Raw genomic sequence first — 23,956 nt, 5'->3', positions numbered from 1 at the left:
GGGGAAAATCGCTCCCCGCGATGACCAAGCTGATATTGTCACAAATTTAAGGATATCGCGTGCGAAAAAGTTTGGCTTGGCCCACAGGACAAGCAAAAAGTTTCTCCGCATAAAAATATTGCAGCCCGCATAGTAAAGGAAAATACCTTGTTTGCCCTGAAAACCCTGCGCCGCGAGACCGGCGCTCCCGCACTTCCCGCCCTGCGGCTGATTGCCGCCGCCGCCCTGGCGCTGACCCTGGCGGCTTGTTCCAAGCCTGCCGTCAAAGTGGAAGACGTGCGCCCCGTGCGCGCGATCGTATTGTCTAGCAGTAATGTTGACGTGAGTGCCGAGCTGTCGGGCGAGGTCGTGCCCCGTGTCGTATCGCAGCTGGGCTTCCGCGTGGGCGGCAAGATCGTCGCGCGCAAGGTGGACGTGGGCGCCAGCGTCAGGAAGGGGCAAGTGCTGATGCAGCTCGACCCTGCCGATTTGCAGCTGTCGCAGGCGCAGGCCAAGGCTTCGCTCGTCAGCGCGGAAACGAGCCGCGACCTGGCGCGCGCGGAATTGAAGCGCTACCAGGATTTGCGCGAGAAAAATTTCGTCAGCCAGGCCGTGCTTGACGGCAAGGACGCCACCTACAAGGCGGCGCAGGCGAACGTGGAAGCGGCCCAGGCCCTGTACCGTGGCCAGGCGAACCAGTCCGGCTATGCCAGCTTGCTGGCCGACGTCGATGGCGTCGTCACGCGCATCGAGGCCGAAGTGGGGCAGGTGGTGGCGCCCGGCGCGCCCGTCGTGCAAGTGGCGAAGAGCGGCGAGAAGGAAGTCGTGATCGGCATTCCTGAAGACAAGGTCGAGACCTTGCGCGGCGTCAAGGATGTGGTGGTGCGCCTGTGGGCCGACCCGAAGCAGGGCTTGCCGGGCAAGATACGCGAAGTGTCGCCCGTGGCCGATGCCGCCACGCGCACCTATATCGCCAAGGTCAGCATCCCGGACGCGCCGCAGGCGCGGCTGGGCATGACGGCCGTGGTGCAGTTCGCCTCGCAAACGGCCACGCCGCAGATCAAGGTGCCGCTGACGGCCCTGTTCAATGAGAAATCGCAAAGTTCCGTGTGGGTGGTGGAAAACGGCGCCGTGAAGCTGGTGCCGGTGACGGTGGGCGGCGTGGCGGGCAATGAGCTGCTGCTGACTTCGGGCGTGAAAGCGGGCCAGACCGTGGTCACGGCCGGTGTCAACCTGCTCAAGCCGGGCCAGAAAGTGACCATCCTCGGCGCCGAACTGGCCAGCAAGCCAGCCGCCGGTACCGCCGCCGTCAGCGTGGGTGCGGCCAAATGAAGGGCGGCTTCAATCTGTCGCGCTGGGCGCTCGAACACATCCCGCTGACGCGTTATCTGATGGCCGTGCTGCTGATCGGCGGCATGCTCAGCTACGCCAGCCTGGGCCAGGATGAAGATCCTCCGTTTACTTTCCGCGCCATGGTGCTGCAAGCGTACTGGCCCGGCGCCACGGCCTTGCAGATGGCCGAGCAGGTGACGGACAAGCTGGAAAAGAAACTGCAGGAAACGCCGTACATCGACGAAATCACCAGCTATTCGAAGCCGGGCGAAACCCTGATCCTGCTGGAACTGCGCGAATCGGCGCCGCCCAAGGAAACGGCCGCCGCCTGGTACCAGGTGCGCAAGAAGATCGGCGACATCCAGGGCACCTTGCCGGCCGGCGTCGTGGGCCCGTTCTTCAATGACGAGTTCGGCGATACGTATGGCTCCATCTTCGCCCTGTCCGGCGACGGTTTTACGTACGCGGAAATGAAGGATTACGCGGACAAGGTGCGCCAGGAACTGCTGGCCGTGGGACAGGTATCGAAGGTGGAACTGTTCGGCGTGCAAGATGAAAAGATCAATATCGTCTTTTCTCACAAGAAATTTGCCCAGCTGGGCATTCCTTTCGACGCCATCGTGCAGCAACTGTCCGCGCAAAACAGCATCAACGCCACGGGCGTGCTGGTGACGCCGACGGACAATCTGCAAGTGCGCGTGACGGGCGCCATGCTGACCGTCAAGGACCTGGAAAACCTGGAACTGCGCGCCAACGGCACCACCTTCCGCCTCGGTGATTTTGCTACCGTGAAACGTGAACTCATCGATCCGCCGAAGGACAAGATGCGTTTCAACGGCAAGGAAGTGATCGGCCTGGGCGTGTCGATGGAAAAGGGCGGCAATATCATCGACATGGGCAAGGCCTTGCAGGCAACGGTCACGCGCATGAAGAGCGAGTTGCCGGTCGGCATAGAACTGCAGCGCGTGTCGAACCAGCCGGAAGCCGTGTCCGCCTCCGTGGGCGAATTCGTGCACACCCTGGTCGAAGCGATTTTGATCGTGCTGGCCGTCAGCTTTGTCGCGCTGGGCTTGCACACGAAACCGTTGCGCATCGACGTGCGTCCCGGCCTGGTGGTGGCGCTGACCATCCCGCTGGTGCTGGCCGTTACCTTCCTGTTCATGCGCCTGCTCGACATCGACTTGCACAAGATTTCGCTGGGCGCCCTGATCATCGCGCTGGGCTTGCTGGTCGATGACGCCATCATCGCCGTCGAGATGATGGTGCGCAAGATGGAAGAGGGTATGTCGCGCTTCGACGCGGCCACCTTCGCCTACACGTCGACGGCCATGCCCATGCTGACGGGTACCCTGATCACGGTGGCGGGCTTCTTGCCCATCGGCCTGGCCAAGTCCGCCGCCGGCGAATACACGTTCTCCTTGTTCTCTGTCAATGCGCTGGCCCTGATCATTTCGTGGGTGGTGGCCGTCGTCTTCACGCCCTACATCGGCTATGTCTTGCTGAAAGTCAAACCGCACGCGCATAACGACCATGAATTGTTCGATACGCCGAACTTCCGCCGCTTCCGCCGCGCCGTCACCTGGTGCGTGGAATGGCGCAAGACGACGATCACCGCCACCCTGGCCATCTTTGCGCTGGGCATTTACGGCTTTAACTTTATTGAAAAGCAATTCTTCCCCGATTCCAGCCGTCCCGAACTGATGGTGGAGCTGTGGTCGCCGGAAGGCACGACATTTGCCGCGAATGAAAAGCAGGTGAAGAAATTCGAAGCCTTCGTGGGCAAGCTCGACGGCGTGGAAAGCGTTACCAGCTATGTCGGCACGGGCAGCCCCCGTTTCTACTTGCCGCTGGACCAGATCTTCCCGCAGACCAACGTGTCGCAAGTGGTGGTCTTGCCGAAGAGCCTGGCCGACCGCGAACGCTTGCGCCAGCAAATCGTCGATGTCTTCAAGAAAGATTTCCCGGAAGTGCGGGGCCGCGTAAAACTGTTGCCGAACGGACCGCCGGTACCGTATCCCGTGCAATTTCGCGTCACGGGACCGGAAGTGGCCGGTGTGCGCGCCATCGCCGACCAGGTCAAGGACATCATGCGCGCCAATCCGAACACCCTGGGCGTGAACGACAACTGGAATGAATCGGTGAAAGTATTGCGCCTGGACCTGGACCAGGACAAGATGCGCGCGCTGGGCGTCACGTCGAAAACGGTGATGCAGGCGGCCAATACGATCCTGTCGGGCACGGTCATCGGCCAGTTCCGCGAAGACAATAAGCTGATCGATATCCAGGTGCGCCAGCCACTGGAAGAGCGGGCGACGATTTCCGTGTTGAATGACACGAATATTCCTACGGCGACGGGCAAGTCCGTGCCCATCTCGCAACTGGCCCGCGCGCATTTCGTGTGGGAACCGGGTGTCGTCTGGCGCGACAAGCGCGAATGGGCTATTACGGTGCAGTCGGATGTGATCGACGGCATCCAGGGCGCCACCGTATCGACGCAGCTGGCGCCGCAGCTGGACGCCTTGCGGGCCAAGTTGCCGGCCGGCTACCGCATCAATGTGAAGGGCGTGGCGGCCGACAGCGGCGAAGCGGAAGCGTCGATTTCGGCGAACTTGCCGTTGGCCATCTTCATCATCTTCACCTTGCTGATGCTGCAGTTGCACAGTTTCTCGCGTTCCCTGCTGGTCTTCCTGACGGGGCCGCTGGGCGTGGCGGGCGCCGCGTTTGCCTTGCTGCTGCTGCACCGTCCGCTGGGCTTCGTGGCCAATCTGGGCGTCATCGCGCTGTTCGGCATGATCATCCGCAACTCGGTGATCCTTGTCGACCAGATCGAGCAAGACATCCGCGATGGCTCGGCCCCATGGGATGCCATCATCGACTCGGCCGTGCGCCGCTGCCGTCCCATCGTGCTGACGGCCGCCGCCGCCGCGCTGGCCATGATTCCGTTGTCGCGCTCCGTGTTCTGGGGGCCGATGGCGGTCGCCATCATGGGCGGCCTGATCCTGGCGACGGCCTTGACCCTGCTGTTCCTGCCGGCCCTGTATGCGGCCTGGTTCCGGGTCAAGAAGCCGGCGCCGGCGACCGCAAAAGAAGGCTAGCAGCCAGCGCCAGGGCATAGGCAAAAAAAGGCGGCATTCCTCTGGGAAATCCAGTAGAATGCCGCCTTTGCTTTACCGAGGGCTTGCTCGTTGAGTCTGCGGTAGCCAGATCGCTCCCGAGTTGTTAAAATCAGGGAGGCGCAGACGACAGTCTGCGCGGCGGCAGTCTGTTGCTGGTAGTGAAAAAATGCGGATGTGGTGGAATTGGTAGACACGCTGGTCTTAGAAGCCAGTGCTTCGGCTTGGGAGTTCGAGTCTCCCCATCCGCACCAATCCGGGTTGTTCCAGCCCGGACGTGCAGCACCATCAAGTTGTTCTTCAGCCTCGTTCAGGCATCTTCCGGTTTTTCTTCCCGTTCTTCCCGTGTTTTCGTCATGGGATGCGTCTTCCATCGCGCTATTTTTCGTCCGGCACGGCAGGATAGGACGGGGTATGGGCGGCGATTTGCCTGAAAAATGGCCAAATTGAGATAAATCAAAGGTTTTTTGCCCGAAATCTTCGCTATGAGCGCATTTCTTTGTTTCGGACGGGGCGCCAGTTCGCATATACTAATGAACGAAGCAGGCTGGAAAGCCTGTCTCTGGCGAAACAAAGAATGCCGGGGCAAGAGTAAAGACAGGGCACCCCCAGGCTGTGGCGACTCGTTCGCCGCCGCTGGTATCCTCTGTGGCCGCGCTGCAAAGCCAGCCACTTTCCCGAAGTCCTTTGTTATAATGCCACGCTTTACCGAATGATGGCCGGCCCTGCATTTACTTAGAAGCAAGGCTGGACGCTCGGAGCCCTGTCGCAGTACTGGAAGCGGCGGATTGTTTGGTGCCTGGTGCGGGTTTTCCCACTGCCGGGTAGACCAGGTCCATTGTCCTGTTTGCAGTACTTTTACAGATGATATATGCGAGCGAGTGAAGCTGGACCCATGTCTTGCCGCCAGTGATGGCGCAAGGGGTCGGGTCTTCTTTTCTCGCACCAACAGTGTTTATTTTTTGGACGATTTTTTACATGGCAACTGCAGTCGAAACCTTGGGCAAACTCGAACGTCGTATCACGATCTCCTTCCCGCTGACGGACGTCCGCACGGAAGTTGAGAAGCGCCTGAAAGTGCAAGCCCGTACGGCTAAGGCACCGGGCTTCCGTCCGGGCAAAGTGCCGTTGAAAATGGTCGCAGCACAATACGGCTACCAAATTGAATCCGAAGTGCTGAATGACAAAGTCGGCCGCGCGTTCAACGACGCCGCCAACGAAAACAATCTGCGCGTGGCCGGTTTCCCGAACATCGTGCCGAAAGAAGAAGCAGCCGAAGGCCAGCTGGCTTTCGACGCAACGTTCGAAGTGTATCCGGAAGTCGCCATCGGCGACCTGACGGCCGTTGAAATCGAAACCGTGCAAGCCGACGTGTCGGAAGCCGAAATCGACAAGACCATCGACATCCTGCGCAAGCAGCGCGTGCACTTCCACACCAAGGGCGAAGCTGGCGAACACGGCGACGGCGGTGAGCCGATCGCTGCCAACGGCGACCGCGTGACCGTCGACTTCGTCGGCTCGATCGACGGCGTTGAATTCCCAGGCGGCAAAGCTGAAGGCTACGCTTTCGTGCTGGGCGAAGGCCGCATGCTGCCAGAATTCGAAGCAGCAACCCTGGGCCTGAAAGTGGGCGAGTCGAAGACTTTCCCATTGTCGTTCCCTGAGGACTACCACGGTAAAGACGTAGCCGGCAAAACCGCTTCGTTCACCATCACCCTGCAAAAGCTGGAATGGGCGCACCTGCCGGAAGTCGATGCTGAATTCGCCAAATCGCTGGGCGTTGCCGATGGCGACCTGGCCAAAATGCGCGAAGACATCAAAGTCAACCTGCAGCGCGAAGTCGCTGGCCGCGTGAAAGCACGCAACAAGGAAGCCGTCATGGACGCGCTGATCAAAGTTGCTGAGCTGGAAGTGCCAAAAACGCTGATCGCTCAGGATTCCGAGCGCCTGGCTGAAATGACCCGCCAGGACATGGCGCAGCGCGGCATGAACGTCAAGGACGTGCCTTTCCCAGCAGAACTGTTCGCAGACAAAGCCGAGCGTCGCGTACGCCTGGGCCTGATCCTGTCGCAACTGGTGGGCGACAACAAGCTGCAGGCTACGCCTGAGCAAGTCAAGGCGCAAATCGAAGATTTCGCTCAAAGCTACGAAGATCCACGCGAAGTGCTGAAGTACTACTACAGCGACCGTCGTCGTCTGGGTGAGATCGAAGCCCTTGTATTGGAAGAAAACGTCGTCACTTACGTGTTGGGCCTGTCGAAAGTCACGACGAAAGCAGTTGCTTTCGACGAACTGATGGGAAGCAACGCACAAGCGTAAACCAGTTGGTATTGGGATGCCGCCTCTTGCTGCAAGGGAAGCGGCGTCTCCCCTAACTGCTTCACAAGGAAATGAAATGACAGGTATGAACCGTAACCCAGCGCTGGACACAGAGATGCTCGGCCTGGTGCCGATGGTGGTGGAACAAAGCGGTCGCGGCGAGCGCTCGTATGATATTTACTCGCGCCTGCTGAAGGAACGCTTGATTTTCATGGTCGGCCCGGTCAATGACCAGATGGCCAACCTGGTTGTCGCCCAGCTGCTGTTCCTGGAAAGCGAAAATCCGGAAAAGGAAATCTCGCTCTACATCAACTCGCCAGGTGGTTCGGTCTCGGCCGGCATGGCCATCTACGACACCATGCAGTTCATCAAGCCGGACGTATCGACCCTGTGTACGGGCATGGCTGCTTCGATGGGCGCTTTCCTGCTGGCCGCTGGCGCCAAGGGCAAGCGTTTCTCGCTGCCGAACTCGCGCATCATGATTCACCAGCCGTCCGGTGGTTCGCAAGGCATGGCGTCCGACATCGAGATCCAGGCAAAGGAAATCCTTTACCTGCGCACCCGCTTGAACGGCATCATGGCCGAGCGCACGGGCCAGACGATCGAACAGATCGCCAAGGACACCGACCGCGACCGTTTCATGTCCGCCGACGAGGCCGTTGAGTATGGTTTGATCGACAAAGTGTTGACCAGCCGCGCTTGATGAGCCCCTACCGGTATTGCTAAGTACGTAAGTAAACGCCCGGGCGCTCAAACGTTCGGGCGTTTCGCTTTTATTTCGGGTAGCATGGAGCTTGTGCACGTTGTTGACTTGCGCCATGGGGAGTTGCCTTAACGGGCGGCAACCATCATCCGGCTTGCGATTTTGCAATATTGTTAATGCAGTTCCAACCAAAATGCCTTATGTCAGACAAAAAATCCTCTAGCGGCGAAAAATTACTGTATTGCTCGTTCTGCGGCAAAAGCCAGCACGAGGTGAAGAAACTCATCGCCGGCCCGTCCGTATTCATTTGCGACGAGTGCATCGACCTGTGCAACGACATCATCCGTGATGAAACGTCGAGCATCGAGACGGTGACCGGTACCAAATCCGACCTGCCGACGCCGCAAGAAATTGCTGCCTTGCTCGATCAGTACGTGATCGGCCAGCAGACTGCCAAGCGCATCCTGTCGGTGGCGGTGTACAACCATTACAAGCGCCTCAAGCACCTGGGCAAGAAAGACGACATCGAACTGGCCAAGAGCAACATCTTGCTGGTCGGTCCTACCGGCTCGGGCAAGACCCTGCTGGCACAGACCCTGGCGCGCATGCTCAACGTGCCGTTCGTGATCGCCGACGCCACCACCCTGACCGAAGCCGGTTACGTGGGTGAAGACGTGGAAAACATCATCCAGAAGCTGCTGCAAAGCTGCAACTATGACGTCGAGAAAGCCCAGCGCGGCATCGTCTATATCGATGAAATCGACAAGATTTCGCGCAAGTCCGACAATCCGTCCATCACGCGCGACGTGTCGGGCGAGGGCGTGCAGCAAGCCTTGCTGAAACTCATCGAAGGCACGATGGCTTCCGTACCGCCACAAGGCGGCCGCAAGCATCCGAACCAGGATTTCGTGCAGATCGACACGACCAACATCATGTTCATCTGCGGCGGGGCCTTCGACGGCCTGTCGAAAGTGATCGCCAACCGTTCCGAAAAGAGCGGCATCGGCTTCTCGGCTACGGTGCGCAGCAAGTCGCAAAGCTCGGCCAGCGAACTGATGCTGCAAGCGGAGCCGGAAGACCTGGTCAAGTTCGGCCTGATCCCGGAACTGGTGGGCCGTCTGCCCGTCATCGCCACCCTGGCGGAATTGACGGAAGAGGCGCTGATCCAGATCCTCGTCGAGCCGAAGAATGCGCTGATCAAGCAGTATTCGAAGCTGCTCGAGATGGAAGGCGCGGAACTGGAGATTCGTCCGGCCGCCCTGCATGCAATCGCCAAGAAAGCGCTGGCGCGCAAGACCGGTGCCCGTGGCCTGCGTTCCATCCTGGAACATGCTTTGCTGGACGTCATGTACGAACTGCCGAGCGAACAAAATGTGGTGAAAGTCGTCATCGACGAAAATACCATCACCAGCGGCGCCAAACCTTTGTTGATTTATCAAGAGACTGCCAAAGCCTCCGGAGAAAATTGAAAACTGCCGAGACAAATGCATAAAAAGGGTTTTGATTCCTTAATGCATGGCAGTACAATTTAAATCAATGAGTGCAGGCTTCAATCGGAAAGCCACTCGCGGCGCTTAGCTGCGCGTGGCTTTTTTACTGTGAAAACTGCATTTATTACCGTCATGCGGGTGTGTTTTGCGAAATAAACAGAAAAATGTTTGTTTCACAGAATTATTTATTCTCGCCGGTCTTGTGTTTTGGCAGCGAGCGCCAACATCGTAAACACGCTTTCTATAAGGTACGCCATGACAACTTCCAAATTAACTGAGCAAACTCAACTGCCGTTATTGCCGTTGCGGGATGTCGTCGTTTTCCCGCATATGGTGATACCGCTGTTCGTTGGCCGTCCAAAGTCGATCAAGGCGCTGGAAGCTGCGATGGAGCAGGGCAAGAGCATCATGCTTGCCGCTCAAAAAGCAGCCGCGAAGGACGAGCCGTCTCCTTCGGATATCTATGAAATTGGCTGCGTTGCCAATATTCTGCAAATGCTGAAGCTGCCCGATGGCACCGTCAAGGTGCTGGTCGAAGGCGCGCAGCGTGCCCGTATCAACCACATCAGCGATGCCCCGACGCACTTCATCGCCGACCTGACGCCGCTCGAGTCCGAGCCGGGCGACGAGTCGGAAGTCGAAGCCATGCGCCGCGCGATCGTGCAGCAGTTCGACCAGTACGTCAAACTCAACAAAAAAATCCCGCCGGAAATCCTCGCTTCCCTGTCGGGCATCGACGATGCCGGCCGCCTGGCCGACACGGTGGCCGCGCACCTGCCGCTGAAACTTGAGCAAAAACAAGTCATCCTGGAAATTTTCAGCGTGGCCAAGCGCCTCGAGCACCTGCTGGGCCAGCTCGAAGGCGAACTCGACATCCTGCAGGTGGAAAAGCGCATCCGCGGCCGCGTGAAGCGCCAGATGGAAAAGTCGCAGCGCGAGTACTACCTGAACGAGCAAGTCAAGGCGATCCAGAAAGAACTGGGCGAGGGCGAAGATGGTGCCGACCTCGACGAGCTGGAGAAAAAAGTCGCTTCGGCCAAAATGCCGAAGGAAGCGCTCGACAAGGCTACCAACGAGTTGAAAAAACTCAAGCTGATGTCGCCGATGTCGGCCGAAGCCACCGTCGTGCGCAATTACATCGACACCCTGGTCAACTTGCCTTGGAAAAAGAAATCCAAGGTCAATAACGACCTGGCGAACGCTGAAAAAGTGCTCGAGGGCGACCACTACGGCCTCGACAAGGTCAAGGAACGCATCCTGGAATACCTCGCGGTGCAACAGCGCGTCGACAAGCTCAAGGCGCCTATCCTGTGCTTCGTCGGTCCTCCGGGCGTGGGCAAGACCTCGCTGGGCCAGTCCATCGCCCGCGCGACGAACCGCAAGTTCGTGCGCATGGCCCTGGGCGGCGTGCGCGACGAAGCGGAAATCCGCGGTCACCGCCGCACCTACATCGGCTCGATGCCGGGCAAGATCTTGCAATCGCTGTCGAAAGTCGGCGTGCGCAATCCCTTGTTCCTGCTCGATGAAGTCGACAAGATGGGTGCCGATTTCCGTGGCGACCCGTCGTCGGCCCTGCTGGAAGTGCTCGACCCGGAACAGAACCACACGTTCTCCGATCATTACATCGAAGTCGATTTCGACTTGTCCGACGTGATGTTTGTGGCCACGTCGAACTCGTACAACATTCCGCCAGCCTTGCTCGACCGCATGGAAGTGATCCGTCTGTCCGGTTACACGGAAGATGAAAAGACCAGCATCGCGCAGCGTTACCTGCTGCCGAAGCAGATCAAGAACAATGGCTTGAAGGAAGAGGAAATCTCGGTGGCCGAGTCGGCCTTGCGCGACATCATCCGCTACTACACGCGGGAAGCCGGTGTGCGTTCGCTTGAGCGGGAAGTGTCGAAGATCTGCCGCAAGGTGGTCAAGATGCTGCTGCTGAAGAAATCCGACAAGAAAGTCATCGTCAACTCGAAGAACCTGGATAAATTCCTCGGCGTGCGCCGCTATGATTTCGGTGTCGCAGAGAAAGAAAACCAGGTAGGCCAGGTGGTCGGTCTGGCATGGACGGAAGTGGGCGGCGATCTGCTGACCATCGAAGCCGTGTCGATGCCGGGCAAGGGCGGCATCATCCGCACGGGTACCCTGGGCGACGTCATGAAAGAGTCGATCGAGGCAGCCCGCACGGTGGTGCGCAGCCGGGCACAGCGCCTGGGCATCAAGGCGGACGTGTTCGAGAAGAGCGACATCCACATCCACGTGCCGGAAGGCGCGACACCGAAGGACGGTCCTTCGGCTGGCGCGGCCATGACGGTGGCGATGGTGTCGGTCTTCACGGGCATTCCCGTGCGCGCCGACGTGGCGATGACGGGCGAGATCACCTTGCGCGGCGAAGTATTGCCGATCGGCGGCTTGAAGGAAAAGCTGCTGGCGGCCCATCGCGGCGGCATCAAGACGGTCCTGATTCCAGAGCAAAACGTGAAAGACCTGGCCGATATTCCGGACAACGTCAAGAACAAACTGGAGATCGTGCCGGTGCGCTGGATCGACAAAGTGCTGGAAATCGCCCTCGAACGCATGCCTGAAGCGTTGGCGGACGTCGCTGCGGTGGAGGCTGTCACGGCTGCCGCGGCCAAGCCTGACGCGGCCGGTGAGGTAGTAAAACACTAACGTTTTACCCCTGTTTTCCCCAAACAAGCGCTTTTAGAGCGCTTGTTTTATATTGAAACGTGAATTGCGCCCCCAAAGCGCTTGACACATATACAGTGTGGCTTGTTTAATACGCCTGCACATTTTTTTCGCCGGACAGCTGTGGTGCCAAAAGTGCCGCAACGATACGGTAAACGTTTTATACCTTTGTAATTGGGGATGCTAGTGAACAAGACTGAATTGATCGACCACATTGCTGAAAAAGCTGACATTTCCAAAGCCGCCGCTGCGCGCGCACTCGACGCTGTTATCGGCGGCGTGACGGAAACTTTGAAAAACAACGACAGCGTGACGCTGGTTGGTTTTGGCACTTTCTCGGTCAGCGAACGCGCTGAGCGTACCGGCCGCAATCCGCGTACCAAAGAAGCGATCACGATCGAAGCAGCAAAAGTTCCAAAATTTAAAGCTGGTAAAGCTTTGAAGGATGCTGTAAACTAACGGACTTCGGTGAGGTGACAATCACCGGAAACATTTGGCGGCGCCTCCGGGTGCCGCGATTTCAGGATCGACATTCTTGAATGGCGATCCTGGATACAAATGCAAGTAGTACTGTGTATTTTTCGGAGTGGTAGTTCAGTTGGTTAGAATGCCGGCCTGTCACGTCGGAGGTCGCGGGTTCGAGTCCCGTCCGCTCCGCCAAAAAAATACGCTCTCAAGGAGTGGTAGTTCAGTTGGTTAGAATACCGGCCTGTCACGTCGGGGGTCGCGGGTTCGAGTCCCGTCCGCTCCGCCAGAATATAGAAGCCCGCGCTGCTGAATAAGTAGCGCGGGTTTTTCTTTTTCAGCGCCAGATTATCTCGGCGCGCCTGCTTTTTAAAATTCCCGCCTGCCGTGTTGAATAAAAACGCCGGCGTTTAAATCCCCTTTAAGCTGCGTCGGGTTAAATGCCCGAGTCCGGCGCCTTGCCATCCGGGCGGCGCCAGGGCAGGGCGCGCGCCCTGATTTACTCTTGCTATAGCGCTATGGGCATTGTAGAATCAGGAGATAATGGCTTGGGCGTCAGAATCCTGCTTTAGTTCCAGCGCCAAGTTGTTGAATCTAAAGGGGAAGTGGACATCTGTCCCGTCCATTCCGCCGAAGAAATCAAGGCGAACGCATGTTCGCCTTTTTTTATAGTGATCCACTCATCCCGAATTGGCTGACCATGTTTGAATTTATTCGTACCCATCGACGCTTGATGCAGTTTCTCCTGATGCTGGTCATCGTCCCGTCTTTTGCACTGGTCGGTATCAGCGGCTACCAAAGCTTCGGCGATGGCGCGAACACCATCGCCAAGGTCGGCGACCAGGTCGTTACGCAGCAGCAATATGAAGAAGCGCAACGCCAGCAGATCGACCGCTACCGCCAGATGATGGGCGAGCAGTTCGACCAAAAAATGTTTGACACGCCGGAAGCGCGCCAGAGCATCCTCGACAACCTGATCGCCGAGCGCGCCGTGGCCGCCGAAGTGGGCCGTAGCCACCTCGTCATCAGCGATGCCGTGCTGCAAAAGGAAGTGCTGGAAATCCCAGGCTTGACCTTGCCGGACGGTAAATTCGACCTGGAACGCTACAAGGCCATGCTGGCAGCCCAAGGCATGACGCCGCAGATGTACGATGCGCGCCGCCGCAGCGACCTGGCCCTGCAGCAACTGGCCGGCGCCGTGCAAGGCACCGCCTTCGCGCCGAACACCGTGTCCAAGCGCCTGTCCGACATCACCTCGGAAGAGCGTGAAGTGCAGGAACTGCTGTTGCCGATCGCCCAGTACGTGTCGGAAGTCAAAGTGACGGACGCCATGATCAAGGCGTTCTATGACAAGAACAGCAAGTTCTTTGAAATCCCGGAACAAGCCAAGATCGAATACGTCGTGCTGGACGACAGCGCCGCCGGCGAGCAAGTCGACGTCAGCGACGCGGACGTGACCGGCTACTACGCGAAGAACCAGAAAGCCTACACGACGGAAGAAGCGCGTCAGGCCAGCCACATCCTCGTAGCCGTCAAGAAAGACGCCTCGGCCGCCGACAAGGCAGCCGCCAAGGCCAAGGCTGAAGCGATCCTGGCTGACGTGCGCAAGGCGCCTGCCAGCTTTGCCGCCGTGGCGAAAGCCAAGTCGGAAGACCCGGCCTCCGCGGAACAGGGCGGCGACCTGGGCGTGATCGGCAAGGATGGCTTGCCGGCACCGCTGCTGAGCGCTGTTTCGAAACTCAAGCAAGGCGAAATCAGCGATGTCGTCGCTTCCGATTTCGGCTTCCACATCCTGACCGTCACCTCGCTCAAGCCACAGCACGTGCGTGCGCTCGATGAAGTGCGCGGCGAAATCACGGCCGACCTGCGCAAGCAATTTGCTGCCAAGAAATACTCGGAAATGGCGGAAACGTTCACCAACACGGTCTACGAGCAATCGGACAGCCTGAAGCCGGTGGCCGACAAGCTGAAACTGAAAGTGGAGTCCGTTGCCAACCTGTCGCGCACGCCGTCGCCGGCACTGGGCAAGGCGCCGTTCAACAACGCCAAGTTCCTGGCCGCCATCTTCTCGAACGATTCGCTGAAAGACAAGCGCAACACGGAAGCCGTGACCGTCGCACCTAACGTGCTGATCGCTGGCCGCGTGGTGGAATTCAAGCCGGCAACGAAGCGTCCGCTGGCCGAAGTCGAAGCGATGATCCGTCAGCGCGTGACCCTGGAAGAAGCGGAAAAGCTGGCCAAGAAGGCGGGCGAGACCAAGCTGGCCGCCTTGAAGGCGTCGGGCGATGCGACGGGCTTCGGCGCGGCGCAATGGGTATCGCGCAGCAAGCTGGACGGCATCAACCGTGCCGCCATCGCGCAAGTCATGAAGGCCGACACGAGCAAGCTGCCAGCCTATGTGGGCGTGGACCTGCCAGCCCTGGGCTACGGCATCTACCGCATCGGCAAGGTGCAGCAGCCGGCGCAAGTGGACGCGGCGCGCCGCCAGCAAGAGAAAGACCAGATCGGCGGCATCCTGGCGCAACAGGAAATGTTCGATTACGTCGAGTACCTGAAAGCCAAGGCCAAGGTGAAGATCGTCAAACCGCTCACCGCCCCAGCCGTCGCAGCGCCGGAAGCACCGTAAGATTTAGTTTCCACGCATAAAAATAGCCGCTTTCGAGCGGCTATTTTTTTGTCTGCGGAATGTGCGTGCCAATGAACTGAGCATGACCATCAGCGTAGAGCTGGGGTCAGACCCGCCGGGTCTGACCCCGGATTTTTGCCTCGGGCTAGAGGTAACGTCAACAACTGGCTTACTTGGCTTTCAGCAACGGCGCCAGCTGTGGCCAGATGTTTTTCAAAATCGTCGGATGCGCCTTGGCATTCGGATGCATGCGGTCGGCCTGGAACAGCTGCGGCTGGTCGGCGATGCCTTCGAACATGAAGGGGACCAAAGGCGCCTTCCATTCCTTTGCCAGCTTGCCGTACACGCCATAGAACTGCTCGCCGTAGGCGCGGCCATAGTTGGGCGGCATGCGCATGCCCACCAGCACCACCTGCGCACCCGATTTCCTGGCCGCCTCGCCCATGGCGCGCAGATTCGCTTCGGCGGCCACCACGGGCAAGCCGCGCAAGCCGTCGTTGGCGCCCAGTTCGATCAGCACGACGTCGGGCTGGTGCTTCGCCAGCAGGGCGGGCAGGCGCGCGCGGCCGCCGCTGGTGGTCTCGCCGCTGATGCTGGCGTTGACGATGCGCGTGTCGTTCTTTTGCGCTTGCAGCCGCTGTTCCAGCAGCGCCACCCAGCCCGTGCCCCGCGCCAGCCCGTACTCGGCCGACAGGCTATCGCCGAGCACCAGCAGCGTTTTTGGTGCAGAATAGGCGTTCGTCATGCCTGACACCAGGAGCAGGGCTGCCGCAGGAAGCAAGGACAGGGTGCGCCGCCGCAGGCGGTTGCCGCCCTCGACACTTATTTGTTCACGAAATTTTTTAAGATAGATCAGCATGCCCGAATTCCCTAAAGCGACTTCCACCAGTTTTCTCCCGTCAGAAGCAGCGGCCCAGCGGCCCGCCGCACCCGACAGCCAAAAGGCCCGGCCGGCCATCGAAGTGGTCCAGCTGGCCAAGCGCGTACCCGATGCCGATGGTGAGCTGACCATCCTGCATCGCGTCGATTTTACCGTGCAAACGGCCGAGACGCTGGCCATCGTCGGCGCCTCCGGTTCCGGCAAGTCTACCTTGCTGGGCTTGCTGGCCGGCCTGGACACGCCCAGCGAGGGCAAGGTCATGCTCGACGGCACCGATATCTTCGCCCTCGACGAAGACGGCCGCGCCGGTTTTCGCAAGGAAAAGCTCGGCTTCGTGTTCCAGTCCTTCCAGCTGCTGGCCCATCTGACGGCGCTGGAAAACGTCATGCTGCCGCTGGATTTGCGCGGCGACCCGGACGCGAAGGAAAAGGCGCAAGCCATGCTGGGAAGGGTGAACCTGGGCAGCCGCCTGAAACACTATCCGAAATACCTGTCCGGCGGCGAGCAGCAGCGCGTGGCGCTGGCCCGCGCCTTCGTCACGGAGCCGCCGCTGCTGTTCGCCGACGAGCCGACGGGCAGCCTGGACGCTGCCACGGGCGAAGCCGTGATCCAGCTGATGTTTGAGTTGAACCGCGAACGGGGCTCGACCCTCGTGCTCGTCACGCACGACAGCTCGATCGCGGCCCGATGCGGGCGCACGATTACGATTGCGGCGGGGAGGCTGGTGTGATTGCTGCTGATTGTCGGATTACGCGCTGACGCGCTAATCCGACCTACTTGCTGTCAGGCGTCGTGACATTCCTTGTAATACGTCGTTATTACACCGACAAGGCATTGATCAACTTGCGGATGGCCGGGATCAATTCCCCCGCCGTCAGCCCGATGGGGCCGCTGCCTGCGGCCACCAGCGCATCGGCTGCCGCACCGTGCAGCCACACGGCGCCCAGCGCCGCTTCCCATTCCGGCCAGCCCTGCGCCAGCAGGCTGCCGCACAGGCCCGCCAGGACGTCGCCCGTGCCGGCCGTCGCCAGCGCGGGGCCGCCCGTGTTGTTGACGACGACCTGGCCGTCGGGCGCGGCGATCACCGTGCCCGACCCTTTCAAGACGACGATGACGCCCAGCTGCGTGGCCAGCTGGCGCGCCGCGCCCAGGCGGTCGGCTTGCACCTCGGCCACCGTCATGTCGAGCAGGCGCGCCGCTTCCAGCGGATGCGGGGTCAAAATCGTCGCCCCCGCGCCCGTGCGCACGGCCAGCGCCGATTGCAGCTCCGGCTCGGCCGCCATCAGGTTCAGCGCGTCGGCGTCCAGCAGCAGGGGGCTGTCGCTGTCGAACGCCCGCAGCAGCAGCTCCACCGTGCCGGCCTTGTCGCCGAGGCCCGGCCCGGCCACCAGCGCGGCGAAGTGCAGGCCCGAGAAATCCACGTCCCGGGCGTGCCGGCACATGAGTTCCGGCTGGCCGCTGTCAAACGCGGGCGGCGCGTCGGGAAAGGCGAGATACACCCGTCCCGCGCCCGCATGCAGGGCCGTGCGGGCGGCCAGGATGGGCGCGCCGGCCATGCCTTGCGCGCCGCCGATGATGGCCACGCTGCCGTAGCTGCCCTTGTGCGTGTTTTGCCGGCGCGGCTGCAGCTGGCGGGCGAACAGGTGCAGGCCGCCCAGCTGCGCCTTCGCCGGCAGCAGCAGGGCGGGATCGATGGCCAGCGCGGCCACTTCCACTTCGCCCGCATGGTCGCGGCCATTTGCCGTGTGCAGGCCAGGCTTGTCGCCGATGAAGGTGAGCGTATGCGTGGCGCGGATGGCGACGCCGTCGATGGCGCCCGTGTCCGCGTGCAGGCCGCTGGGCACGTCGAGCGCCAGCACGGGGCAATCGAGCTGGTTCACCAGATGGACCACGTCGCGGCATTCGCCGTCCAGGGGACGCGACGCGCCGATGCCGAACAGGCCATCGATGACGAGGTGCCACGGCGCGGCGCCCACGGCGGCCGACGCCGTGCTGGTTGCCGCATCCATGCAGCGCGCGGCGCTGTTGCGCGCGCGGCTCAGCGCCTGTTCGCGCTCGGGCGACGTGGCTTGCGCCGCGGGCGCCAGCCAGACGAGCACCTCGGTGCCGCTGCCGGCCAGGTGCGCGGCCGCTTCCAGCGCGTCGCCGCCGTTGTCGCCGGGGCCGGCCAGCACCAGTACGCGCCGGTGGCCCGCATCGCCGCCTTCTTCCTGGGCGTGCAGCAGCTTCAGGGCGGCACTGGCGGCCGCCTGGCCCGCGCGCTGCATCAGCAGCCCTTGCGGCAAGTCGCGCATGGCCGCCTGTTCGATGGCGCGCAGTTCGGCGATGGAGTACAGCGGTGTTGCAGAGTCGATCAGGGGCATGGAGCGTGTTCCGTTAGTCAGCATGTCTTCAACATAAGGCCGATGCGGGCGAAAGGCAAGGCGCGCACGCCTGAAATGCGCGCCTGTTTGACGGCTACAATAGCCATCTCACATAAGCGCGGGGGCAAGGCGATGGACTGGCAATTCTGGATCGACCGTGGCGGCACCTTTACGGACATCGTGGCGCGCCGTCCCGATGGCAGCCTGGCCACCTGCAAGCTGCTGTCGGAAAATCCGGGCCAGTACCGCGACGCGGCGCTGGCCGGCATGCGCCGGCTGATGGGCCTTGCGCCCGGTGCGCCGCTGCCCGTGGAGCAGGTGGGCGCCATCAAGATGGGCACGACGGTCGCCACCAATGCGCTGCTCGAACGCAAGGGCGAACCCACCGTGCTGGCCATCACGCGGGGTTTTCGCGACGCCTTGCGCATCGCCTACCAGAACCGCCCGCAATTGTTCGCGCGCAAGATCATCCTGCCCGAACTGCTGTATGGTGACGTGATCGAGATCGACGAAAGGGTGGGCGCCCACGGCGACGTCGTGACGCCGCTCGACGAAGCGGCCGCGCAGGCCGCGCTGGCGCAAGCCCATGCGCGCGGCGTGCGCGCCATCGCCATCGTGCTGATGCACGGCTACCGCCATCATGCGCACGAGGCGCGGGTGGCGCAGCTGGCGCGCGAAGCCGGTTTTACGCAGGTGTCCGTGTCGCATGAGGTCAGCCCCATGATGAAACTGGTGGCGCGCGGCGACACCACCGTGGTCGACGCCTACCTGTCGCCGATCCTGCGCCGCTATGTCGACCAGCTGGCGATGGAGCTGCCCGGCGTGCACCTGCAATTCATGCAGTCGAACGGCGGCTTGACGGATGCGCGCGCCTTCCAGGGCAAGGACAGCATCTTGTCCGGTCCCGCCGGCGGCATCGTCGGCATGGTGCGCGCCAGCGCGCTGGCTGGTTTCGACAAGGTCATCGGCTTCGACATGGGCGGCACTTCGACGGACGTGTCGCATTACGCGGGCGAGTTCGAACGCGTGTTCGAGACGCAGATCGCCGGCGTGCGCATGCGCGCGCCCATGATGAGCATCCACACGGTGGCCGCAGGCGGCGGCTCCCTGCTGCATTTCGACGGCGCCCGCTACAAGGTGGGGCCGGACAGCGCGGGCGCCAACCCGGGCCCCGCCAGCTACCGGCGCGGCGGCCCGCTGGCCGTCACCGACTGCAACGTCATGCTGGGCAAGCTGCAGCCCGCGTTCTTCCCCCGCGTCTTCGGCCCCGACGCCGATGAAGCGCTGGACGCGGCCACGGTGCGCGCCCAGTTCGAAGCGCTGGCGCGCACGGTCAATGCCACGCCGGAAGAAGTGGCCGAAGGCTATGTCGCCATCGCCGTGGGCAATATGGCCAACGCCATCAAGCAGATTTCCGTGCAGCGGGGCCACGACGTCACGGAATATACGCTCACCAGCTTTGGCGGCGCGGGCGGCCAGCATGCCTGCCTGGTGGCCGACGCGCTGGGCATGCGCACGGTGTTCATCCACAGTCTGGCCGGCGTGATGTCGGCCTACGGCATGGGCCTGGCCGACCAGAGCGCCATGCGCGAGCGGGCCATCGAAGCGACACTGGGGGCCGACCTGGCGCGCGATTTCGCCGCACTGGGAGAGCAGGCGCGGGGCGACTTGCTGCGCCAGGGCGTGGCAGGCGAGCGCATCGCGCTCGTGCACCGCGTGCACCTGCGCTACGAAGGCACGGATTCGGCCCTCGTCGTGCTGTTCGATACGGTGGCCAGCATGCAGGCGCAGTTCGAAGCGGCGTACAAAAAACGCTTTTCCTTCCTGATGCCGGCGCGCGCCTTGATCGTGGAAGCCATCTCCGTGGAAGCCCTCGGCGCATCCGATGCGCCGCAGCCGGCCACGCCGGCGTATGCGGCCCGCGCTGGCGCGCTGGCGCCCGTGCAGACGGTGCAGATCTACTGCGCCGGTGCATGGCGCGACAGCGGCCTGTATGCGGCGGACAGCCTGCGCCCCGGTGATGCCATCGACGGCCCGGCCATCGTCAGCGACGCCAACGCCACCACCGTGATCGAACCGGGCTGGCGCGCGCAAGTGACGGCGCACGGCCATTTGATCTTGCGCAGGGTCGCCGCCTTGCCGGAGCGGCGCGCCATCGGGACTGATGCCGACCCCGTGATGCTGGAAATTTTCAACAACCTGTTCATGTCGATCGCCGAGCAGATGGGCCTGCGCCTGCAAAATACGGCCCATTCCGTCAACATCAAGGAGCGGCTCGATTTCAGCTGCGCCATCTTCGATGCGCAAGGCCACTTGATCGCCAATGCGCCGCACATGCCCGTGCACCTCGGTTCCATGGGCGAGAGCATCCGCACCGTCATGACGCGCAATGCGGGCGCCATGCGGCCGGGCGACGTCTTCATGCTGAACGACCCGTACCACGGCGGCACGCATCTGCCCGATGTGACGGTGATTTCGCCCGTCTTCGATGAAAAGGGCGGTGCCATCCTGTTCTACGTGGGCTCGCGCGGCCACCATGCGGACATCGGCGGCACCACGCCCGGATCCATGCCGCCGGACTCCACGCGCATCGAGGAGGAGGGCGTGTTGATCGACAATTTCAAGCTGGTCGACGGCGCCACGGGCGTGATGCGCGAGGCGGAAACACTGTCCCTGCTGGCGGGCGCCAGCTGGCCGGCCCGCAATCCGCGGCAAAACCTGGCCGACCTGCGCGCCCAGGTGGCGGCCAACCAGAAGGGGGCCGAAGAACTGCATAACATGGTCGCGCATTTCGGCTTGGCTGTCGTGCAAGCCTACATGGGCCACGTGCAGGACAATGCAGAGGAAGCCGTGCGCCGGGTCATCACGACCCTGAAGGATGGCAGCTACGCGCTGGACCTGGACAACGGAGCGCGCATCCAGGTGGCGATCAAGGTCGACGTGGCGCGGCGCAGCGCCGTCATCGATTTCACGGGCACCTCAAGCCAGCTGCCGAACAACTTCAATGCACCGTCCGCCGTCTGCATGGCGGCCGTGCTGTACGTGTTCCGCACCCTCGTCGACGACGAGATTCCCCTGAATGCCGGCTGTCTGAAGCCCTTGACCGTGATCATCCCGCCCGGCTCCATGCTCAACCCGCGGTATCCTGCCTCCGTCGTTTCGGGCAACGTGGAAACCTCGACCTGCATCACCAACGCCCTGTATGGCGCGCTGGGGGCGATGGCCGCCTCGCAGGGGACGATGAACAATTTCACGTTCGGCAGCGCCAAATACCAGTATTACGAGACGATATCGGGCGGCTCGGGCGCCGGCCCCGGCTTCGACGGCACGGACGTGGTGCAGACGAACATGACCAATTCGCGCCTGACGGACCCGGAAATCCTCGAGTGGCGCTTCCCCGTGCGCCTGGACAGCTACAGCATCCGCGCCGGATCGGGCGGGGCGGGGCGCTGGCACGGCGGCAATGGCGGCGTGCGCCGGGTGCGCTTCCTGGAGCCGATGACGGCGGCGATCCTGTCGAACAACCGGATGATTCCGCCGTTCGGCATGGCTGGCGGCGAGGCCGGCGCGCTGGGGCGCAATTACGTGGAGCGGGCTGACGGCAGCATCGAGCACCTGGCGCATATCGGCAAGACGGACATGCGGGCGGGCGACGTGTTCGTCATCGAAACGCCGGGCGGCGGCGGCTACGGCAAGACGGAATAGGCCAGGTCGGCACTGGCACTGGCGGCCCCGGCGCCGCTGAGCTGCGCGCGCACCTGACCCACGTCGCGCATGGGCGCGCGGCCGAACTGGCGGCTGTATTCGCGGCTGAACTGCGATTCGCTGGCGTAGCCGACCCGGTAGCCGGCCGTGCCCGCGTCGATCTGCTCGACCAGCATCAATCGCCGCGCTTCCTGTAGCCGCAGCAGCTTCTGGTACTGCATCGGCGTCATGGCGGTAATCGCCTTGAAGTGGTGGTGCAGCGACGACATGCTCATGTTCGCCATGCCGGCCAGGTGCTCGATGCGCAGCGGCTGCGCGTAATGGTGCTTGATCCAGTCGATGGCTTGCCCCACCTGGTGCGACTGGCTGCTGGCCAGCGCCATGTGGCGCAGGCGCGCGCCCACGGGGCCATTGAGCAGGCGGTAGGTCAGCTCGCGGCGGATCAGGGGCGCCAGCGCGGCGATCTCCCCCGGCTTGTCGAGCAGGCGCACGAGGCGCAGCATGGCGTCGAGCAGCTCGGGCGACACGTCGCTGACGGAAATGCCGCGCGTGGCGGGCAGGATTTTCTGCTGCGCGGCGCTGTCGCCGCCGCTTTCGCTATCGAGCAGCGCGGCCACGTCGGCGATGTCGATGCCCAGCACCACGCACAGGTGCGGCTTGTCCACGCTCGCTTCCACCACGCGCACCTGCACCGGCAGGTCTACGGACGTCAGCAGATACTGCATGCGGCTGTAATGGAAGGTTTCCGTGCCCAGGGTGACGTCCTTCGCTCCTTGCGCGATGATGGCCACGCTGGGGCGCGCCGCATGGAACAGCGACTCCGTGACGGACGACTGGCGGTGGAAGGTGAGGTTGCCGATGGCCGTCGCGTAATCGCCCGTGCGCGGCGCGTGGCGGCTGATCAGGGCGGCGATTTCATCTTGGGGCAGGAGTAAGGTAGGCATGGGTGGCAGTATGCGTCAGGCGAGGGAGGGCAGGGGTTGATCTTACGCAGATTTGGAGGATCGTGCAAAGGTCTTGCAGGATCGCGGTAACGGCGGGACGGCTTCTCGGGCACACTTGTGCAATCGCATGCATGGCACGCGTTCCCCCTCGTTACACACATATAGATACAGGAGTTTTCATGACCACCATCGCCAAAGGCTACGCCGCACTGGGCCCGACCTCCGCACTGCAACCGTTCACGTTCGAGCGCCGCGCCCCGCGCGAAGACGACGTGGCCATCTCGATCAAATACTGCGGCGTGTGCCATTCCGACATCCACCAGGCGCGCGATGAATGGGGCGGCGCCGCCTTCCCGATGGTGCCCGGCCATGAAATCGCCGGCGTCGTCACGGCCGTCGGCGCCAACGTCAGCAAGTTCAAGGTGGGCGACCACGTGGGCGTGGGCTGCTTCGTCGATTCCTGCACCACTTGCAAGACCCGTAACGTGGACCTGGAACAGTATATGCCCGGCCTGATCCAGACCTACAATGGCCTGGAAGCCGATGGCAAGACGGCCACGCAGGGCGGCTACTCGGACAGCATCGTCGTCAAGGAAGGCTATGTGCTGTCGATTCCCGACAACCTGCCGCTGGACGCGGCCGCGCCGCTGCTGTGCGCCGGCATCACCCTGTACTCGCCGCTGAACCACTGGAAGGCCGGCCCCGGCAAGCAGGTCGCCATCCTGGGCATGGGTGGCCTGGGCCACATGGGCGTGAAGATCGCCCACGCCATGGGCGCCGAAGTGACGGTGCTGAGCCAGACCCTGTCGAAGCGCGAAGACGGCCTGCGCCTGGGCGCCGATCACTACTACGCCACCAACGATGCGGAAACGTTCAGCAAACTGGCCGGTACCTTCGACCTGATCATCTGCACCGTGGGCGCTTCGATCGACTGGAACCAGTACATCAACCTGCTGAAGGTCGATGGCAGCATGGTCATCGTCGGCATCCCGGACGGCGCCGTGCCGCCGATCAGCGCCTTCGGCCTGGTGGGCGCGCGACGCAGCCTGTCCGGCTCCATGATCGGCTCGATCAAGGAAACCCAGGAAATGCTGGATTTCTGCGGCAAGCACAACATCGTGTCGGACATCGAGATCATCCGCATCCAGGATATCAATGAGGCGTTCGAGCGCGTCGTAAAGAGCGATGTACGCTACCGCTTCGTCATCGACATGGCGTCGCTCGCGGAATAAAAGGGGAACACCCGAGAAAACGCCCAGGGCGTTGTTGCCGCGTCTCGCCGTACTATTCGTACTGTCTTCGACGCGGCGCCTAGCCCTGGGCGTTTTTCGGGCGTTCCGGCGGAGCACGCT

The 23,956-nt window shown here is 62.0% G+C and carries 14 protein-coding genes and 3 tRNA genes; 14 read left to right on the top strand and 3 right to left on the bottom strand.

Annotation, left to right across the window (positions count from 1 at the left end; genetic code table 11):
- The first annotated feature begins 147 nt into the window (after window positions 1-147).
- The 11 genes from O0879_RS05375 (at window position 148) to O0879_RS05325 (ending at window position 14,712) form a co-directional block, all read left to right on the top strand.
- Window positions 148-1,311, top strand: a complete 1,164-nt coding sequence (locus O0879_RS05375) for an efflux RND transporter periplasmic adaptor subunit (protein ID WP_289915167.1) — start codon at window positions 148-150, stop codon at window positions 1,309-1,311.
- Window positions 1,308-4,406 carry an efflux RND transporter permease subunit gene (locus O0879_RS05370; RefSeq protein ID WP_289915165.1) on the top strand — a complete coding sequence of 1,033 codons (3,099 nt, stop codon included), beginning with the start codon at window positions 1,308-1,310 and terminating at the stop codon, window positions 4,404-4,406. Before O0879_RS05375 ends, O0879_RS05370 begins: the two co-directional genes overlap by 4 nt.
- A gap of 189 nt (window positions 4,407-4,595) precedes the next feature.
- Window positions 4,596-4,678: transfer RNA gene (locus O0879_RS05365), tRNA-Leu, on the top strand.
- Between the two features lie 724 nt (window positions 4,679-5,402).
- Entirely contained in the window at window positions 5,403-6,743 is a 1,341-nt protein-coding gene (gene tig, locus O0879_RS05360) for a trigger factor (protein WP_077409110.1), read from the top strand.
- 76 nt (window positions 6,744-6,819) lie between these two features.
- Window positions 6,820-7,446: an ATP-dependent Clp endopeptidase proteolytic subunit ClpP gene (clpP, locus tag O0879_RS05355; protein WP_034787300.1), complete on the top strand. Its 627-nt coding sequence runs from the start codon at window positions 6,820-6,822 to the stop codon at window positions 7,444-7,446.
- 200 nt (window positions 7,447-7,646) lie between these two features.
- Window positions 7,647-8,915, top strand: a complete 1,269-nt coding sequence (gene clpX / locus O0879_RS05350; protein WP_010398446.1) for an ATP-dependent Clp protease ATP-binding subunit ClpX — start codon at window positions 7,647-7,649, stop codon at window positions 8,913-8,915.
- Window positions 8,916-9,191: 276 nt separating this feature from the next.
- The gene (gene lon / locus O0879_RS05345; protein WP_034787304.1) at window positions 9,192-11,603 is read left to right on the top strand and encodes an endopeptidase La; all 2,412 of its coding nucleotides are present in this window, start codon (window positions 9,192-9,194) and stop codon (window positions 11,601-11,603) included.
- Between the two features lie 204 nt (window positions 11,604-11,807).
- Window positions 11,808-12,080: an HU family DNA-binding protein gene (locus O0879_RS05340; protein WP_010398442.1), complete on the top strand. Its 273-nt coding sequence runs from the start codon at window positions 11,808-11,810 to the stop codon at window positions 12,078-12,080.
- Window positions 12,081-12,204: 124 nt separating this feature from the next.
- Window positions 12,205-12,281, top strand: a tRNA-Asp gene (locus O0879_RS05335).
- A 17-nt stretch (window positions 12,282-12,298) separates the two neighbouring features.
- Window positions 12,299-12,375: transfer RNA gene (locus tag O0879_RS05330), tRNA-Asp, on the top strand.
- Window positions 12,376-12,786: 411 nt separating this feature from the next.
- Window positions 12,787-14,712, top strand: coding sequence for a SurA N-terminal domain-containing protein (locus O0879_RS05325; RefSeq protein ID WP_289915163.1), 1,926 nt, complete (start codon window positions 12,787-12,789; stop codon window positions 14,710-14,712).
- Between the two features lie 169 nt (window positions 14,713-14,881).
- Here O0879_RS05325 and O0879_RS05320 read toward each other — a convergent pair whose 3' ends face one another.
- Window positions 14,882-15,571, bottom strand: a complete 690-nt coding sequence (locus tag O0879_RS05320) for an arylesterase (RefSeq protein ID WP_289915161.1) — start codon at window positions 15,569-15,571, stop codon at window positions 14,882-14,884.
- Here O0879_RS05320 and O0879_RS05315 point away from each other — a divergent pair.
- Window positions 15,570-16,322, top strand: coding sequence for an ABC transporter ATP-binding protein (locus O0879_RS05315; protein WP_289915158.1), 753 nt, complete (start codon window positions 15,570-15,572; stop codon window positions 16,320-16,322). The genes O0879_RS05320 and O0879_RS05315 overlap by 2 nt on opposite strands.
- Window positions 16,323-16,410: 88 nt before the next feature.
- On the opposite strand, the gene O0879_RS05310 is transcribed toward O0879_RS05315, so the two are convergent.
- Complete coding sequence (locus O0879_RS05310) at window positions 16,411-17,955, bottom strand: NAD(P)H-hydrate dehydratase (RefSeq protein ID WP_289915156.1); 1,545 nt, start codon at window positions 17,953-17,955, stop codon at window positions 16,411-16,413.
- Window positions 17,956-18,087: 132 nt separating this feature from the next.
- Here O0879_RS05310 and O0879_RS05305 point away from each other — a divergent pair, with 132 nt between their 5' ends.
- Window positions 18,088-21,660 carry a hydantoinase B/oxoprolinase family protein gene (locus tag O0879_RS05305; RefSeq protein WP_289915149.1) on the top strand — a complete coding sequence of 1,191 codons (3,573 nt, stop codon included), beginning with the start codon at window positions 18,088-18,090 and terminating at the stop codon, window positions 21,658-21,660.
- Here the strand turns inward: O0879_RS05305 and O0879_RS05300 are convergent.
- Complete coding sequence (locus tag O0879_RS05300; RefSeq protein WP_289905131.1) at window positions 21,642-22,604, bottom strand: AraC family transcriptional regulator; 963 nt, start codon at window positions 22,602-22,604, stop codon at window positions 21,642-21,644. The genes O0879_RS05305 and O0879_RS05300 overlap by 19 nt on opposite strands.
- A 179-nt stretch (window positions 22,605-22,783) precedes the next feature.
- Here O0879_RS05300 and O0879_RS05295 point away from each other — a divergent pair, with 179 nt between their 5' ends.
- The gene (locus O0879_RS05295; protein WP_152257736.1) at window positions 22,784-23,836 is read left to right on the top strand and encodes an NAD(P)-dependent alcohol dehydrogenase; all 1,053 of its coding nucleotides are present in this window, start codon (window positions 22,784-22,786) and stop codon (window positions 23,834-23,836) included.
- Window positions 23,837-23,956: the final 120 nt, after the last annotated feature.

The sequence above is a fragment of the Janthinobacterium sp. SUN120 genome (assembly GCF_030397735.1).
Taxonomy (GTDB): Bacteria; Pseudomonadota; Gammaproteobacteria; order Burkholderiales; family Burkholderiaceae_D; genus Janthinobacterium; species Janthinobacterium kumbetense.
Note: the sequence above shows the minus strand (reverse complement) of the source record. Positions and strands in the feature narration are given on the sequence as shown.